The organism is Bacillus cereus group sp. MG4 (assembly GCF_040460055.1).
Taxonomy (GTDB): Bacteria; Bacillota; Bacilli; order Bacillales; family Bacillaceae_G; genus Bacillus_A; species Bacillus_A wiedmannii.
The window spans coordinates 2,871,685-2,886,977 of sequence record NZ_JARVGZ010000001.1; the positions used below are offsets into that span (position 1 = coordinate 2,871,685).

The following is a 15,293-nucleotide window of genomic DNA, read 5'->3' on the forward strand; positions in this document are numbered from 1 at the left end:
TTGGAATCCCTCACTCCACTAATTTTAATAAAAATATCCTAGCATAAACACATTTGCATACAATAGCATACAACATGCTAATCTGGCTGAGCGTTGCGCTGTTAACTCTGAGTGTTGTTTCACATTCATTCTTTCATTAAATATGAACAATACAATTGGAATGACAGGTAAGAAATATCTTCCTTGTAAACCACTAATGAAATCTGCACCAACTTCAGACCATGTTAAATATAAGCTTAACATAACTAGTCCAACTACACTTACAATTGTGAGTATAAAGACTGCATAATCGAAGTTACGTAATTTAAATTCATCTTCGCTATAATCAAAAATGACTGTCATTACAAGTCCTACCATACTAATAAGCACAATACCACTCATTAAATGAGTTACCCATCCAACTTGATTTAGCATGTTCATCCACATGCTCATTCCACTTTCAAATGTTCCAAAGAAAGCTTTCATTACTTCAACTGGATGCTCTAGTATAAACTTCAATTGACCAACAGGATTAATTTTTTCATTTGGATTAATAGTTCCCACAAATTTCATTACGAATAGGTTCCAAGAACTCATTATTAAACCTGGTATTCCTGCCAGTAATAAAAATGACATAACACCTTGCATTTTTGTACGGAATAAATCCCTTCCAATAAACGCAAAAATCAAGAATGATAACGGCCAATACGTAAATTTACATAATACTATTAGGATTAATAAAACAATTGGAATAATAAAATCTTTAATTCCTAACGTATTCTTTTCAGAACGCATAAGCTTCTGCAACATTACAGCAATAAACAGGTAATTTAACCCCATCAGTATTGCATCTGCTGAAAATGACGCACTCAATGATACAAACAATGGAAACGCCGCTAAAAATGCTAACGTATTTTTCAACCTTGGAATAATTTTTATAGCAAGAGCACTCAAAGCAATATACACAGCTAAATTAAAGATTCTTCCTAACATTAGCGCACTAAAAGCTTTTAGCCCCAATATATTAGCAATAATTAAACCAAGAGCTTGTGGAATATAAGGAATTGGTGTATAAACGGCTGTTGTAGGTTGCTCTACAAAATTCGTTTTATCTGCAAATGTATACGTATCCCAAATATCACTCTTAGCCCTATCGTATCTTTCGCCATTTGCCAATAACCCATAAGTTGTTTCAAATTGATTCGGGCGTGGCATATCATCAATATTCTCTGGTAAGTTAACGCCCACTTTATCTCCCTGTTTTGTAGAGAGAAGATTACCTAAGCTAATATCATACGCTTTTGCAAAATGGAAGTTTTCATCAGTTGCCTCAAAGAGTGGATTATTGAAACTGAACATAACCCCCATTATTCCGGTAACAACAACAAAATTTTTAACTGTGTTATTACCAATAAGGAATAAAGCTAATAAAGTAGCTAATGCAGTAACAACTGCTTTTCCAACCTTAAACCAATCAAGCTGATCGTATGCCACCTTTGCACCTATCGCTTGTCCACTTTCTTCTTTACCATTAACAGTCAATTTTCCATCTGGAGACAACGATGCCCCTGTACGAATAGTAACTTTTTCGCCATTTTCAGCTTCTACTATTTTTACTTTCAAGACAGCATCTTTATTTATGTCTTTTTCAATAGGAATTATAATACTGCTCTTAAAATGAGGATCCTTAATATAGTTTTCTCCGCCCCATGTTTTTAAATCGACTCTTTCTTTACTCACGATTTTCCCTTTAGCCGAGAGCTCATACTCTAACACAGCGTTTTTATGATAACTTTCACTTGTAAGAGGTAACAGCAAATGCTTTGGGTTTTCACCTGCAAAATGAATCTCTTGACGCACTTCTTCACCTTGCGCTAAATCAATCATCTTATATTTGCTATAAACAAGACTCTTATTTACAGTGTGTATAGGTCCCGTCAAAAACACATATAAAACTGCACAAAAAACTATAAAAAAAGATAAAAATATCTTTTTTCTTCCTATCATGCTACAAACACCTCGATTATATTATTTTCTAAATACCGGCATACAGTAGATGCACGAAAAATGACTTTTACTGAATGCAAAACACAATAATGCCTATAATAATAATCAGATTTCCGAATATCTTCCTTCTAGTTATTTTTTCACCAAGAAAATACCAACTGAATATTAAAATAAAAATATAACTAAGCGATTCAATAACAGGCGCTTGTTTTAATGGAACACCTTTCAAGGCAATTACGTTTAATCCAGCGTTAATTACAAATAAAGAATATCCTACAATTACGTAGCGATTTACATATTCTTTCCACTTTGTATCATAATTCGATAATGTTGCCTTCTTTAATAAAATTTGCGAATAGTTTGCTAAAACAACTCCAAAAATGTAAAGCAACACAAATTTATTCATCTTTTACCACCACGACAATCCCTATAATAATAATGACTGCACCTACTAAGTTATTCCATTTTATTGTGTCACCGAAGAAAACAACTGACCATAATAGTCCCCATAAAATAATGACTCCCCGATGCGAGTACGCTTTAGATATTTCAAATGGTTTAATAACTTGCTGCCAAATTATTGCGTATCCAAATAAAAGAATTACAAGAATCATGTAGGCAATAAAAAAAGAAATTGATCCAACTGAAAAGTTTGCCGCCCATTTCATATACACCATTATGATAGAGTATAAAAAAAAGGCAACATGTAAAAATATATAATGCTTCATTGTTGCTTTCATACACTCAACTCTCTTTTTTTAAAATTAATAGTTATATCATCACTTTTTCACAAATTGCCATTTTAAATTTATATACACACGAAACAAATTTTAACATAATTGATCCAAAATTTCATTCTGAACTTAATTAAATGCATTTACTGATTGCGTCCAATTTGTGACAATAAAACCAACTACTGATAAAAATTCGAACAAGAAAATTTACTCCAAGTTTCAAAAAAAAAAAAAGCATGAGCACCTAATGCTCATGCTTTTTATATATTATTGAACTCGATTCATAATATCATTCTTTATACTTTCAAGCTTTTCTTCACTATGTTGTAGTGTACTTCCCTGCACCCCAAAATAAAATTTAATTTTAGGTTCTGTCCCAGACGGACGTAAGCAGAACCAAGAACCATCCTCAAGGTAATACTTTAACACATTTGATTGTGGCAAATGTATTTCCTCTGTTCCATCCCCTATAATTTTTGTTCTCAAGCTTGCTTTATAATCTTCAGCAATTGTAACTTTTAAACCAGCTACTTCTACAGGACAATTTTCACGGAATGTTGTCATCAAGTTTTGAATTTGTTCTGCGCCATCTTTTCCTTTTAAGGTCAATGACACAAGCCCCTCACGGAAATAACCATGTTTTTCAAACACTTCAAGCAATCCATCATACAATGTCTTTCCTTGCGCCTTATAATATGCAGCAACCTCACATGCGAATAAAACAGATTGAACAGCATCTTTATCACGACAGAATGGCTTAATTAAATAACCATAACTTTCCTCATAACCAAATTGGAAATTATACTGTCCACTTTCTTCATATTGCTTAATTTTTTCTCCAATAAATTTAAATCCAGTTAATGTATCAATCGTATCAAGTCCATAAGAATTTGCCACCGTACGTCCTAATTCTGAGGTAACGATAGTCTTTAAGACAACTCCATTCTCTGGCAAGATTCCTTTTTCTTTCTTTTGAGATAACATGTAATCTAGCATTAAAGCACCTGTTTGATTTCCTGTTAACACTTGATATTCTCCATCATGATTACGAACAGCCACACCAAGACGATCAGCGTCTGGATCTGTTGCAATTAGAACATCTGCTTTAATCTCTGTACCATAACGAATTGCTAACTCAAAAGCTGCATGTTCTTCTGGGTTTGGTGATTTTACTGTAGAAAAATTAGGATCTGGTTGTTCCTGTTCTTTTACAATCGTTACATTTTTAAAACCCACTGCTTCTAATCCACGACGAACAGGGATATTTGCAGTACCATGAAGTGGTGTGAAAACAATCTTTAATTCTTCCCCTTGGCTTTCTACCAAGCCTTTATTAATAATAATTGTTTTTAATTGTTCCAAGTATGCATCATCTACATCTTGTCCAATAATTTGTAACAAACCATTTTGCTTCAGCTGTTCAACATTAGCAACTTCTACTAATAATTCATCACTTACACCATCCACATAAGAAATTAATTCATCTGCTTCTTTTGGCGGTAATTGTCCTCCATCTTCTCCATATACTTTATATCCATTATATTCTGGCGGGTTATGACTCGCAGTAAGAACGATTCCACTATATGTATGTAAATAACGCACTGCAAATGAAAGCTCCGGTGTTGGGCGTAAGCTTTCAAACACGTATGTTTTAATACCATGTGCACCAAGTGTTGCAGCTACTTCCATTGCAAACTCTGGAGATTTATGACGAGAATCATACGCAACAACAACACCACGTGCTTTTGCTTCCTCTCCTTGTTTCTCAATAAATTGAGCTAAACCTTCTGTCGCCTTACGTACTGTATATACGTTCAAACGGTTTGTTCCAGCACCAAGTTCACCACGCATACCGCCTGTACCAAATTCTAAATTTTTGTAGAAACTGTCTTCAATTTTCTTTACATCTTGTTTCATTTCCTCTAACTCTTGTTTTAACTCTATATCCAAACTAGCAAATGTATTCCAGCGTTCATATTCTTTTTTCCATTCCATTTTAAATTCTCTCCTCTCAATCAAACACAATTTAATTATATGGTGAAAATGATATTTTCCTCAATACTATATTTAATACTTACAAAAACTTTTACATTAAATGTATAAAACAGCACCCCTTATGAATACTTTTTGTATAAATTGAAAAGCTATACATAAATATATTCTCGAATAAGGTGAGGTACAATGCAAGAATGGGCGCTTAAACCAGAAATACAACAACATATCCAAGAGATTATCAAAGATATTTCCCTTGCACTTCAAGATATGCAAAACACATTAGAGAACAATGATAAATGCCTTTTATGTAAAGTCGAAGATATACATAAATTACTATTACAAATTCAATCAACAACCGCTTCTTACTATCTCAAAACATATTTATCACCATATACAGATTGCTATACCCAACTATTAACTGCAATCAGGCAATTATCTCAAAAACGCCATGGAGCTCTTATTATTATAGAAAGAGAAAAATCATTAGAAGCATATATCCAATCTGGTATAGAAATTCAGGCTCATTTAACAGTTCCGTTACTAGAATCTATTTTTTACCCTGGAAACTCACTTCATGACGGTGCTGTTCTTGTAAAAAATAACCATATTATATCAGCAGCAAATATACTACCCTTATCGCAACAAGCTTTGACATCCAATCGAAAGTTAGGAACACGTCACCGCGCAGCAATTGGACTCTCTGAAGTCAGTGATGCACTTATTTTTGTTGTATCTGAGGAAACTGGTATAACGTCATTTGCCTTAGATGGAACCTTATATACATTTTCATTATGAAACATATAATACACTTATATTTCCTCGCATAGCAGGAATTTTCTTTCTGCTAATTGAAGTGTATGGGAACAGGGAGGCGATATGCTAGCCATGAAGAACATATTACAGCAATTTATTACAATACTCTTCGTATGCTTCACTTTTACAGGTTGCATCGATACGAATAATTCGAAAGACATTTCCTATCAAAATCAAGAAACAGAAAAAGGCATAAAAAAGGCAGTTTGGAATCAACTATCCAATCAAGAAAAGCAATATATTATCGGTGATTGGGAAAATGCAACAATGATCAAAACAATATTGCATAAACATAATAGCCGTCAATTTAATGAAGAATATGAAGGGAGAAGTGTCTACCTCGTGCATTTCCCATCTGATTCGTCCTATCCCAAAAACGTTGAAGTGTACGTCGATATCGATACAAATAAAATTGTCGGATATAATCAATAAACTATTAAAAAATGACCTTCGAACGAATCTACGATTCATTTGGAGGTCATTTTCTTTGGATCAAACTACAGGATAAATGTTTAAAACAAAATAATAATTTATATGGAAAATCTTCATAAAAATATTCAGTTATCAAAAACTTACTTCTCATAGTAATAACAATGCAATTATCTTCTTTGCTATTATTTCATTTATGATTGCTTATAAATTGTAACAACCATTCACCTTTATCTTTTTGCTTATTCTCCATCACTAAACCTTTCAACAAACGTTGCAAGTGTACGTACCATTGCACCTGTTGCTCCAGCTGGCCCTAAATCATGCGCTCCTGACGTTTCAGATGTTCCAGCGATGTCTAAGTGTACCCAAGGTGTATCTTCAGCAAATTCACCTAGGAATGTACCTGCCATAACCGCATGTCCTTCACGGCCTGGTGAGTTATTTAAATCAGCAAACTTACTGTTTCGAACGCGTTCTTTATCACGATCAAAAATCGGTAATTGCCAAATTGATTCATCCGTTTCCATAGAAGCTTCTAGCACTTGCTCAAACAACTCTTCATTGTTTGTCATTGCGCCTGTCGTATGATTTCCAAGTGCAACAATTACACCGCCTGTTAATGTCGCAACATCAATAAGGTAGTTTGCACCTAGTTTTTTCGCATACGTAATACCGTCCGCTAACGCAAGGCGACCTTCTGCATCTGTATTTAATACTTCAATTGTTTTTCCGCTCATAGATGTAATTACATCGTCTGGCTTAAATGCTGTACCACTTACAACGTTATCAGTTGATGGAATAACAGCGATCACATTTTGCTCTGGGCGAAGTTCACCGATAATTTCCATCGCACCTAATACAGCAGCTGCACCGCCCATATCACCTTTCATACCGACCATGCCTTCACGTGGTTTTAAAGAATAACCGCCTGTATCGTATGTGATTCCTTTTCCAACGAATCCAATGACATCTGTCCACTCTTCTTTTCCTTTATAAATAAGAGCGATCATTTTTGGTGGCTCAGTAGATCCTTGATTTACTGCAAGTAACGCACCCATACCAAGATCTTCCATCTCTTCTTTCTCAAGAACTTTATAATCCATATCATACTTTTCCGCTAACTCAACAGCATACTCAGCAAGCTTCGTCGCTGTTAATACGTTTGGTGGCATATTTACAAGTGTACGAGCCGAATTTGTTGCGCGTCCATGCACGTAGCCAACTGTTAATGCAGCTTCAATTTCCTGTGCATCTTCCGCTGTAATAGCCGTGAACTTCTCTAACTCTACACGATCCTTTTTATCTGATTTATACGTTTGTAATTCATATGTACCAAGACCTTGTACTTCTGCCGCTATATGAGCTACATCAATCACATCTAATTTCTCTGTTACGAAAGAATCAAGTAAGATTGCTGCATCTTGTACTTTTGCTGCCTGTAACGTTTTAAACGCCTTACCAAGAGCCGCACGTAACGTTTCTGTCGTGTAAGACTCTTTCTTACCTAAACCAACGAAATAATAACGTTTCACATTTGTTTTTCCTAAACTATGTACTTTTGAAATAGCTTTCTTCTTAGTAGAAAGTTCTTTCTCTTCTAATAAAACTTGTAGTTGTCCTTCAAACGCTTTGTCCAGTTCTTGTACAAAACTACTCGTTTTCTCTTCTTCAAATAAGGCAACAATTACCGCTTCATGACCTGCTAATTCTTTTTGTACTTGAAACATGTTCAAACCCCCTAAATTTCTCTATTCTGCCTTTATTATAACTTTATTTTCGATAAAATGCGACAATTCTAACTTCTGTTACATCCTATATAAAGTGAACCTTTAATCAGTGGTGTTTTTCTTCATCCTCCACTGATTATTAGCCTTCACCAATCGGACTTTTACGGGGAGCCCGCCCCCCCGCCTAATTTCTTTGCTTTCGCTGAATTTTGAGGTGGGGTTTTACTGCCCACAAATAGCGGGGTAATCCATCTTTCTTCCATTTCTTCTATTATCAAATAAAAAAGTCTAGCGTAATTACCACTAGACTATCTTTGTTTTAAATATTGACCACGAAACACTTGCATCGTTTCGTCTTGATTTAACATCGTTAACTCTTCTTCTGAAAACTTACCATTTCCAACTTTCACTACATACACATTCACTTTTTTCTTACCCCATTGGCTATAAACATCTTTCACCGTATCATAATACAGATCAAGACGGTTTCCTTTTATTGCACCGCCCTTATCAGCTACTACACCGTACCCATAACCTGGTACGAATAGAATCGTTCCAATTGGGAATACGCGTAAGTCCGCAGCGATTGTGGAATATAAATCCCTTTTCACCTTAACTCCTGAATATGTAATACCATACTCCGGATGTCCCGGTCTCTTACCAGTTGACTCAATTCCCGACGTATAACCTGTTGCAGTCATTTCAATTGAACGATATTTAGACCAGTCGTTTGCCTGCTCTAAAGCATTTATCACTTCTTTACTCGGAGCAACATTTCTCTTAACTTCTGCTGCATGTACTTCTTTTGCACTCGTTCCCTCATATTTCTTTACAATCTCTAATAAAGAAACTCCTGTGAAAGCATTCCATGTTACGCATAATGCGGATACAAGTAAACAAGTCATCATAATGCGAATACAATATCGTTTTAACATTTTTATATTCCACACTCCTTCATCGTTAATCATTCCCTATACGATGAAGGAATATGCAAAAAAATAATCCCCAAATGAATTGGAGATTAAAACATTTGATATCCGCTTTTCCGCAGTTTCTTAATTACAATTCCGGCTAAAGCAGCACCTACTAATCCAGTAGATAGAATAAACACATCTGCCTGCCCTAAATGCGATACACTTGTCCCAAATGAAGAGAATGTTTCTTTCGGCTTTGAAAAATAATCCCATACACTCGCCTTATTAATAATAAGTATACAAACAATCGGATATACAATAACCATTACCCATGTCGCTCGCAATATCATGTTGAGTAAAAATCCAATTCCAAAAAACAAAATGAAAAATAACATCATTGAAATAAGTAGTACTGGTATACTCACTCTTTCTTCCTCTCCTTCGCATGCGCCGTAAATACATGATAGGCTGTATAACCAAATTGCTCTCCTGGATCTAATGTTTTGTTCATCTCAAGATGTAGTTCTGATCTTCCTTCAAACAAATATTTGATAAGTAGAGACGTATTTGGATCGTCCGCAATCGTATCTGGATGTAAAAATGCTACTTCAGACAATTCCTTCTCCTGTACAATAATGTTTTCTCCTTCAGGCTCCAAAAGGAAAATAATCATATTATCACTAATCTCATTGCGAATCACGCCCGATCGAACACCGATGATCCCCTTCACATGAGCGACGATACCTGTCTCTTCTAACACTTCACGTTTCACAGCTTCATCAACCGTCTCACCTTCATTTACAAAACCAGCCGGCAAAGACCATTTTCCCTTTAATCCACTGTATTTTTTCTTAACGAACAGCCACCTGCCATCTTTTGTAGCTACTAAGCCACCAACAGCTAGCCATACTTTCCCTCGCTTCTCCATGATGTAATACCCTCCTCTACTAGAACGGACAGAATATTCTTTCTTTTTATATATTATACTATATTTTTAAAATGAAAAAAGCAGAAACAGCTCTTAGCCGTTTCTGCTTTTTCTATTATATATTAAAAGAACTTTAATTTACCTTTTTTAAGAACTAATAAAGGTCCACCTAATAAGAATAGGTAACGGTTATCGATAACTTTCTTCATGAAGGAAGCTTTCCAACCTGTTAACTTTTTGCCCATAACAACGCCCATTGCATCGTCATGACCTAAAGAACATACAGATCCTTTATTGTCGAATGCGAATTTTTTCATTTCGCCCTTGCCACGAACTAACACAGTTAAGTTGTGTGCAATGTTGTAACCTTCTTGAATTGCGATTTGTGCTGTTGGTGGGTATGGACGGTTAATTTCTTCGTTAATGATTAACGCTGCGTCACCAACCATGAATACATCTTCGTATCCTGGAGCGTGCATGTACTCATCAACTTTTACACGTCCGCGCATTGCTTCAAAGCCAGACTCTTCTACAATACCGTTACCACGAACACCTGCAGCCCAAACTACTGTTTCAGACTTAATTAATTCAGTATCATCACCATTTGCAACGATAATACCTTCTTCAGTTGCTTCTTTAATTGCTGTACCGATGCGGAATTCTACACCTTTTTTCTCAAGTTGTTTTACAGCGTATTCTACTAATGCCGGATCGAAACCTGGAAGTGCTGTTGGAGCAGCTTCTACACAGATAATACGTGCTTTTTCACGTGGTACATTGTACTCTTTGCAAAGTTCAGGAACACGGTTTGCAAGCTCACCTACGTACTCGATACCAGTAAATCCAGCACCACCAACAACGATTGTTACTAACTCATCGCGTTTTTCAGTTGCATATTTAGCGAAACTAGCTTCCATATGCTCACGAATTTCACGAGTTGCATTAATGTTAGCAATTGAGAATGCATGCTCTTTTAATCCTGTAATTCCGAATGTTTCTGATTCGAAACCAAGACCGATTACTAAGTAGTCATACTCTAGCTCGCCGTCTTTTAAGATGATGCGTTTTTCAGCAGCTTTAATTTCTACTACTGTGTCTTGTACAAAGTTCACTTTATTTGTATCAATAACGTCTTGAATATCTAGACAAATTTTTTCATCTTGTAATGTACCAGCTGCGCTCTCGTGTAACCAAGTCGCTTGGTAGTGATAGCTGTTGTTGTTTACTAACGTAATTTCAGCTTCATTTACAGATAATGCTTTTTGCAGACGAACAGTCGTAATCATCCCGCCATAACCTGCACCTAAAACTACGATTTTTGGAGTCTTCACCAAATCACAACCCTTTTCTTTATATAATAGTAATGAAAAATAATACCAAGTACTAAAAACTCTATTTGTCAAGAATGTGGAATTCATCACATTCTATATCATAACAAAACGCAGTCAAAAAATCGTACGAATTTTGTCATAGAAATTTAACATAATACTTCCCTATATTAGTCGGTTTTATTCCAGAATTCAAGCGTCTGGCGAATTATCAATATTTTAAAATAACATAGCGTTTTCAAGGGTTTTTCAACCTTTTTTTCATGTATTTTCCTTTCACCATATTTTATACAATTAAAAAAGCATCTATGCGAAAACTTACACACAATTCAGTCGTTTTCAGAAGTATTATGAACTCAAGTATGCTATCATTTATTTGAAAGTGTCATCATTTGCAGGATTTTCATGTACATATGAACAATATATGAAATCAATATCAAAATTCCATCTATAGGGGGAATGAAAGTGGCAGAAAATCAAAAAGTTTATGACATAACAATTATTGGTGGTGGTCCAACAGGACTGTTCACAGCATTTTATGGCGGCATGAGACAAGCAAGTGTAAAAATAATTGAAAGCTTACCTCAACTTGGAGGACAATTATCCGCACTCTACCCTGAAAAATACATTTATGATGTAGCTGGATTCCCGAAAGTGCGTGCACAAGAATTAGTTGATAACTTAAAAGAGCAAATGAAGAAATTTGACCCAACCGTTTGTTTAGAAGAAGCTGTTGATACGCTTGAGAAACAAGCTGACGGTATATTTAAACTTGTTACGAATAAGCAAACTCACTATTCTAAATCAGTTATTATTACTGCTGGCAATGGTGCTTTCCAACCACGCCGCTTAGAATTAGAAGGTACAACAAAGTACGAAAAGAAAAACTTACATTATTTCGTTGATGATATGAATAAATTTGCTGGTAAGCGCGTCGTAGTATTTGGCGGCGGCGATTCAGCGGTTGATTGGACAATGATGTTAGAGCCAATCGCTGACAAAGTTACAATCGTTCATCGCCGTGATAAGTTCCGTGCACATGAACATAGCGTAGAAAGCTTAATGAATTCTCGTGCAGAAGTAAGTACACCGTACATACCAGTAGAACTCATTGGTGATGACAACATTGAACAAGTCGTTCTTCAGCATGTAAAAACAGAAGAAAAAATTATCATCGATGTGGATGATGTCATCGTAAACTACGGCTTCGTTTCCTCTCTTGGCCCAATCAAAAACTGGGGCTTAGATATACAAAAAAACAGCATTCTCGTGAATTCGAAAATGGAAACAAATATTCCTGGCATTTACGCTGCTGGTGACATTTGTACATATGAAGGAAAAGTAAAACTCATTGCTTGTGGCTTCGGTGAAGCACCAACAGCAGTAAACAATGCAAAAGCTTACTTCGATCCAAACGCAAAACTTCAACCGATGCACAGCTCAAGTATGTTTTAATATAGAAATGAAAAGAACTCCTTTTACGTGAAGGAGTTCTTTTGTTATTGTGCTACCGTATCCTTCCAAAATATGTTACAATAAATAAGAACAAACGTTCTATTTGATAAGGGGGATATTTTAAAATGAAAGAACCTATTATAGTAAAAAAAGAAGCTTTCCAAGCAATCGGCGTTTCGATTACGACGACAAATGAAAAAGAGGCATCTACTGAAGGAAAAATTCCAGGGCTCTGGAACCAATACTTCCAAGAACAAATGATGCATCACATCCCAAATCAACAAACGAAAGAAACATTCGCTTTCTACTCAAATTACGAATCAGATGAAACTGGTACATATCAATTTACAATCGGTATGCCCGTTTCTTCATTAGAAGACGTTCCTGAAAATATGACAATTTTAACAATACCTGCCGCTACGTATGCGGTATTTACAACGAGAAAGGGACCAGTTGCTGAAGTCGTTTGTGAGGCTTGGGAATATATTTGGAAATGGTCAAAAGAAAACAAACGTGCTTTTACAACAGACTTTGAGCTTTATGATGAAAAAGCAACAGATCCAAACAACGTACAATTAGATATTTATATTGCATTAGCCTGAACGACAAAAAAGAAGATACCCTTTGGTATCTTCTTTTTTGTCGTTAAATAGCCACTGTGCAAACCCAACATTATTGTCTACAATGAGAAAGTGCAGTATAGAAATATTAGAAACTGTATAAAACGATTGTTAATAGGTTTTTTAGTTTAAATTTGTCACATAGAAAGGAAGCAATATGGAGGAACTACAACAAAATAAATCTGCTTTAAAAGAAAATGCGAAACCATTATTAAAAAATACGAATTTCCTTTTCCTTTGGGCAGCTACTCTTTTTTCAAGTTTTGCTTTAGCCTTTTTTACTTTTTCACAAACGTGGTACATAGCAAAAACATTAAACCTTGAGGCTTCACTCGGTGTTGTTTTCGTAGCTCTTAGTGTTCCAAGGCTTATTTTTATGATTATCGGCGGTGCTGTAGCTGATAAATTCCCGAAAAAAAACATTATGTTTTATTCTAATATTATTCGTGCTATTCTCGTCGCAACCATCCTTACATGGTTCATCGTAGGTGATGTAACACTATATACATTTGCTTTATTCGCTTTATTCTTCGGGCTTGCTGATGCTTTTTTCTGGTCAGCTGATGGATCTATCTTGCCTGAACTTGTAGAAAAAAGCCGTTTAACACAAGCAAATTCACTTACACAAATGTCAAACCAAGCATCGGTCATCTTAGGTCCTGTACTTGGCGGAATTCTTATCAAATTTACGAACTATGAAACGATCTTTTCGATCACGATTTTATTACTAATCGTCGCAGCCATACTCGTTCAAAAAATACAATTTACGATGCCAGAACAGCAAAATACAGACAAAGGCATGTTCACTTCTATTAAAGAAGGAATTTTATATGTAAAGGAATCACCATTCCTTTCAACTTTCCTTCTTTGTAGCGCCTTTTTAAACTTATTTTTAATCGGTCCGATGCAAGTCGGTTTCCCGCTTTTCGTTAAAAATGTTCTGCACGGTGATTCGCTTCAGTTTAGTTACTTAGAAGCATCTGTCGGCGGCGGAATGGCAATAGGTGCTGTCATTGTCGGTTTAAAAAATATTAATCGCAGACGCGGTCTATTTTGCATTATCATGATGCTACTGTCTGGTGTATTCTTCTTATCCATCAACTTTAGCACCGTACTTTGGCAAGCATTATTAGCTGGCATGTTTTACGGTATTACAATTGCAATGGCTATCGTTCCGCTTATGGCGATGATTCAATCGACAGTAAAAGAAGAAATGATGGGACGCGTAATGAGTTTACTTATGCTCTCATCAATGGGCTTTATCCCGCTTTCTTATGCATTCACATCAATCGCACTTGCAATAGGAATTCCAATCGTAACCGTTATGAAAAGCGGTGCAATCGCCGTTATCGTCTTCGTACTATTTGTAGCGATTCGTGTTCCAGTTGTAAGGAAGTTTGATTAACTACTTGGAGTCATGTGTTATACGCATGGCTCTTTTTTAAACGGATCAAATAACGTTATCCCCTTACTCCTTCTCACAGCTGCTCCCCATTCTAATCCAACCTCTAAAAATAGATCCCGCACTGTACTATATAGAAGCGCCTTCACATTTTTACGGATTTCCCCGTATTTATACGCTCTCACAACACTCTTTACTCGCCAAATGAAGTTTCCATACATTTCTTCATCCGCTAATATTTGCTCCAGTAACACACCTTGCTCTAGTAACCCGCTCTTTTTATATGCAAGTTCCACCTTACTCCAAAATATATTAATCTTCTTCGGATTACGCGTCATCGGCACAAGTGCGTATATAAAAGGCTTCGGTATATCGTGACGGCAATACGTCTCATCAAGCTCGTACGTTTCTTTTCTATTCTCTTTTATTTGTGGAATGTTTTTAGAAAGAATTGTTTCCCCCTCATATTTTTGCTCCTTTTTACTACAGCCAGCTGCATATTTCTCACTTTCACATGCGGACATTTTCATACGGTCATCCATACGGTCAATTGCAGATATAAGAAATACATATAAGTTCGCACTATAACCGCCGCGCTTATATCTTTCTTTTGTCGCAACACGTTTTATAATTCCTAGTTCCTCTAACTTTGCAATTGAGCGGCGTACTGTACGAATACTTTTTCCAATATTCGTCGCAATCGTCTCCATTAACGGACAAGCAACTCCCACTGTTTTCTGTTTCTCATTCACTGCATACTTTCCTAAAAAATGAATGATGGTTGTATCCGTTTTATTTAATTGAAATCGATAGCACTTCAAAATTTGTCTTTGATATGTATTAAACTCTTCTTTACTTCGAAATTCACTATATGGTTTCATTAAATTATATAAGCTTCCCATTTTTATCACCTCATTTATAGGTAAGAGTCAGGAAGCAAAATTGGCGGGGTATTTTAA

The 15,293-nt window shown here is 35.7% G+C and carries 15 protein-coding genes; 5 read left to right on the plus strand and 10 right to left on the minus strand.

What is annotated here, in order from left to right; all coding sequences use genetic code 11:
* Positions 1-24: 24 nt before the first annotated feature.
* The 4 genes from QCI41_RS15250 to QCI41_RS15265 all read right to left on the minus strand — a co-directional run bounded on the left by QCI41_RS15250 (position 25) and on the right by QCI41_RS15265 (position 4,715).
* Positions 25-1,986 carry a DUF2142 domain-containing protein gene (locus QCI41_RS15250; RefSeq protein ID WP_060488154.1) on the minus strand — a complete coding sequence of 654 codons (1,962 nt, stop codon included), beginning with the start codon at positions 1,984-1,986 and terminating at the stop codon, positions 25-27.
* Positions 1,987-2,053: 67 nt separating this feature from the next.
* Entirely contained in the window at positions 2,054-2,392 is a 339-nt protein-coding gene (locus tag QCI41_RS15255; RefSeq protein WP_001032267.1) for an EamA family transporter, read from the minus strand.
* Positions 2,385-2,726 (minus strand): hypothetical protein, encoded by a 342-nt coding sequence (locus QCI41_RS15260; protein ID WP_000648431.1) that lies wholly within the window; start codon positions 2,724-2,726, stop codon positions 2,385-2,387. Before QCI41_RS15260 ends, QCI41_RS15255 begins: the two co-directional genes overlap by 8 nt.
* A 261-nt stretch (positions 2,727-2,987) precedes the next feature.
* Positions 2,988-4,715, minus strand: a complete 1,728-nt coding sequence (locus tag QCI41_RS15265) for a phospho-sugar mutase (RefSeq protein ID WP_000454880.1) — start codon at positions 4,713-4,715, stop codon at positions 2,988-2,990.
* Between the two features lie 186 nt (positions 4,716-4,901).
* Here QCI41_RS15265 and cdaS point away from each other — a divergent pair, with 186 nt between their 5' ends.
* Together cdaS and QCI41_RS15275 are read left to right on the plus strand one after the other, a co-directional pair.
* Positions 4,902-5,510, plus strand: coding sequence for a sporulation-specific diadenylate cyclase CdaS (cdaS, locus tag QCI41_RS15270; protein ID WP_353837169.1), 609 nt, complete (start codon positions 4,902-4,904; stop codon positions 5,508-5,510).
* A 90-nt stretch (positions 5,511-5,600) separates the two neighbouring features.
* Positions 5,601-5,960, plus strand: coding sequence for a hypothetical protein (locus QCI41_RS15275; protein WP_254915049.1), 360 nt, complete (start codon positions 5,601-5,603; stop codon positions 5,958-5,960).
* Positions 5,961-6,199: 239 nt separating this feature from the next.
* Here the strand turns inward: QCI41_RS15275 and pepA are convergent, their stop codons facing one another.
* The 5 genes from pepA to QCI41_RS15300 all read right to left on the minus strand — a co-directional run bounded on the left by pepA (position 6,200) and on the right by QCI41_RS15300 (position 10,860).
* On the minus strand, positions 6,200-7,687 hold the full coding sequence (gene pepA / locus QCI41_RS15280; RefSeq protein ID WP_088080743.1) for a cytosol aminopeptidase: 1,488 nt from the start codon (positions 7,685-7,687) through the stop codon (positions 6,200-6,202).
* 308 nt (positions 7,688-7,995) lie between these two features.
* Positions 7,996-8,622, minus strand: a complete 627-nt coding sequence (locus QCI41_RS15285) for a 3D domain-containing protein (protein ID WP_000920109.1) — start codon at positions 8,620-8,622, stop codon at positions 7,996-7,998.
* Between the two features lie 86 nt (positions 8,623-8,708).
* Positions 8,709-9,026, minus strand: coding sequence for a YuiB family protein (locus tag QCI41_RS15290; RefSeq protein WP_000027007.1), 318 nt, complete (start codon positions 9,024-9,026; stop codon positions 8,709-8,711).
* On the minus strand, positions 9,023-9,529 hold the full coding sequence (locus QCI41_RS15295; RefSeq protein WP_088080742.1) for an NUDIX hydrolase: 507 nt from the start codon (positions 9,527-9,529) through the stop codon (positions 9,023-9,025). The genes QCI41_RS15290 and QCI41_RS15295 overlap by 4 nt, the downstream gene beginning before the upstream one ends.
* Before the next feature lie 122 nt (positions 9,530-9,651).
* Positions 9,652-10,860: an NAD(P)/FAD-dependent oxidoreductase gene (locus tag QCI41_RS15300; protein WP_000856605.1), complete on the minus strand. Its 1,209-nt coding sequence runs from the start codon at positions 10,858-10,860 to the stop codon at positions 9,652-9,654.
* Between the two features lie 462 nt (positions 10,861-11,322).
* On the opposite strand from QCI41_RS15300, the gene QCI41_RS15305 reads away from it, so the two are divergent.
* The 3 genes from QCI41_RS15305 to QCI41_RS15315 all read left to right on the plus strand — a co-directional run bounded on the left by QCI41_RS15305 (position 11,323) and on the right by QCI41_RS15315 (position 14,337).
* Entirely contained in the window at positions 11,323-12,312 is a 990-nt protein-coding gene (locus tag QCI41_RS15305) for an NAD(P)/FAD-dependent oxidoreductase (RefSeq protein ID WP_353837168.1), read from the plus strand.
* A gap of 125 nt (positions 12,313-12,437) precedes the next feature.
* Positions 12,438-12,914 (plus strand): GyrI-like domain-containing protein, encoded by a 477-nt coding sequence (locus QCI41_RS15310; RefSeq protein ID WP_098189427.1) that lies wholly within the window; start codon positions 12,438-12,440, stop codon positions 12,912-12,914.
* A gap of 175 nt (positions 12,915-13,089) precedes the next feature.
* On the plus strand, positions 13,090-14,337 hold the full coding sequence (locus QCI41_RS15315) for an MFS transporter (RefSeq protein WP_046953592.1): 1,248 nt from the start codon (positions 13,090-13,092) through the stop codon (positions 14,335-14,337).
* Between the two features lie 17 nt (positions 14,338-14,354).
* Here the strand turns inward: QCI41_RS15315 and QCI41_RS15320 are convergent, their stop codons facing one another.
* Entirely contained in the window at positions 14,355-15,236 is an 882-nt protein-coding gene (locus QCI41_RS15320) for a helix-turn-helix domain-containing protein (protein WP_353837167.1), read from the minus strand.
* Between the last annotated feature and the right edge of the window lie 57 nt (positions 15,237-15,293).

Bases quoted from the DNA above. Each gene is read 5' to 3' on its own strand.
- QCI41_RS15250 (WP_060488154.1), bottom strand. From the start codon at position 1,986: ATGATAGGAAGAAAAAAGATATTTTTATCTTTTTTTATAGTTTTTTGT.
- QCI41_RS15255 (WP_001032267.1), bottom strand. From the start codon at position 2,392: ATGAATAAATTTGTGTTGCTTTACATTTTTGGAGTTGTTTTAGCAAAC.
- QCI41_RS15260 (WP_000648431.1), bottom strand. From the start codon at position 2,726: ATGAAAGCAACAATGAAGCATTATATATTTTTACATGTTGCCTTTTTT.
- QCI41_RS15265 (WP_000454880.1), bottom strand. From the start codon at position 4,715: ATGGAATGGAAAAAAGAATATGAACGCTGGAATACATTTGCTAGTTTG.
- cdaS (WP_353837169.1), top strand. From the start codon at position 4,902: ATGCAAGAATGGGCGCTTAAACCAGAAATACAACAACATATCCAAGAG.
- QCI41_RS15275 (WP_254915049.1), top strand. From the start codon at position 5,601: ATGAAGAACATATTACAGCAATTTATTACAATACTCTTCGTATGCTTC.
- pepA (WP_088080743.1), bottom strand. From the start codon at position 7,687: ATGTTTCAAGTACAAAAAGAATTAGCAGGTCATGAAGCGGTAATTGTT.
- QCI41_RS15285 (WP_000920109.1), bottom strand. From the start codon at position 8,622: ATGTTAAAACGATATTGTATTCGCATTATGATGACTTGTTTACTTGTA.
- QCI41_RS15295 (WP_088080742.1), bottom strand. From the start codon at position 9,529: ATGGAGAAGCGAGGGAAAGTATGGCTAGCTGTTGGTGGCTTAGTAGCT.
- QCI41_RS15310 (WP_098189427.1), top strand. From the start codon at position 12,438: ATGAAAGAACCTATTATAGTAAAAAAAGAAGCTTTCCAAGCAATCGGC.
- QCI41_RS15315 (WP_046953592.1), top strand. From the start codon at position 13,090: ATGGAGGAACTACAACAAAATAAATCTGCTTTAAAAGAAAATGCGAAA.
- QCI41_RS15320 (WP_353837167.1), bottom strand. From the start codon at position 15,236: ATGGGAAGCTTATATAATTTAATGAAACCATATAGTGAATTTCGAAGT.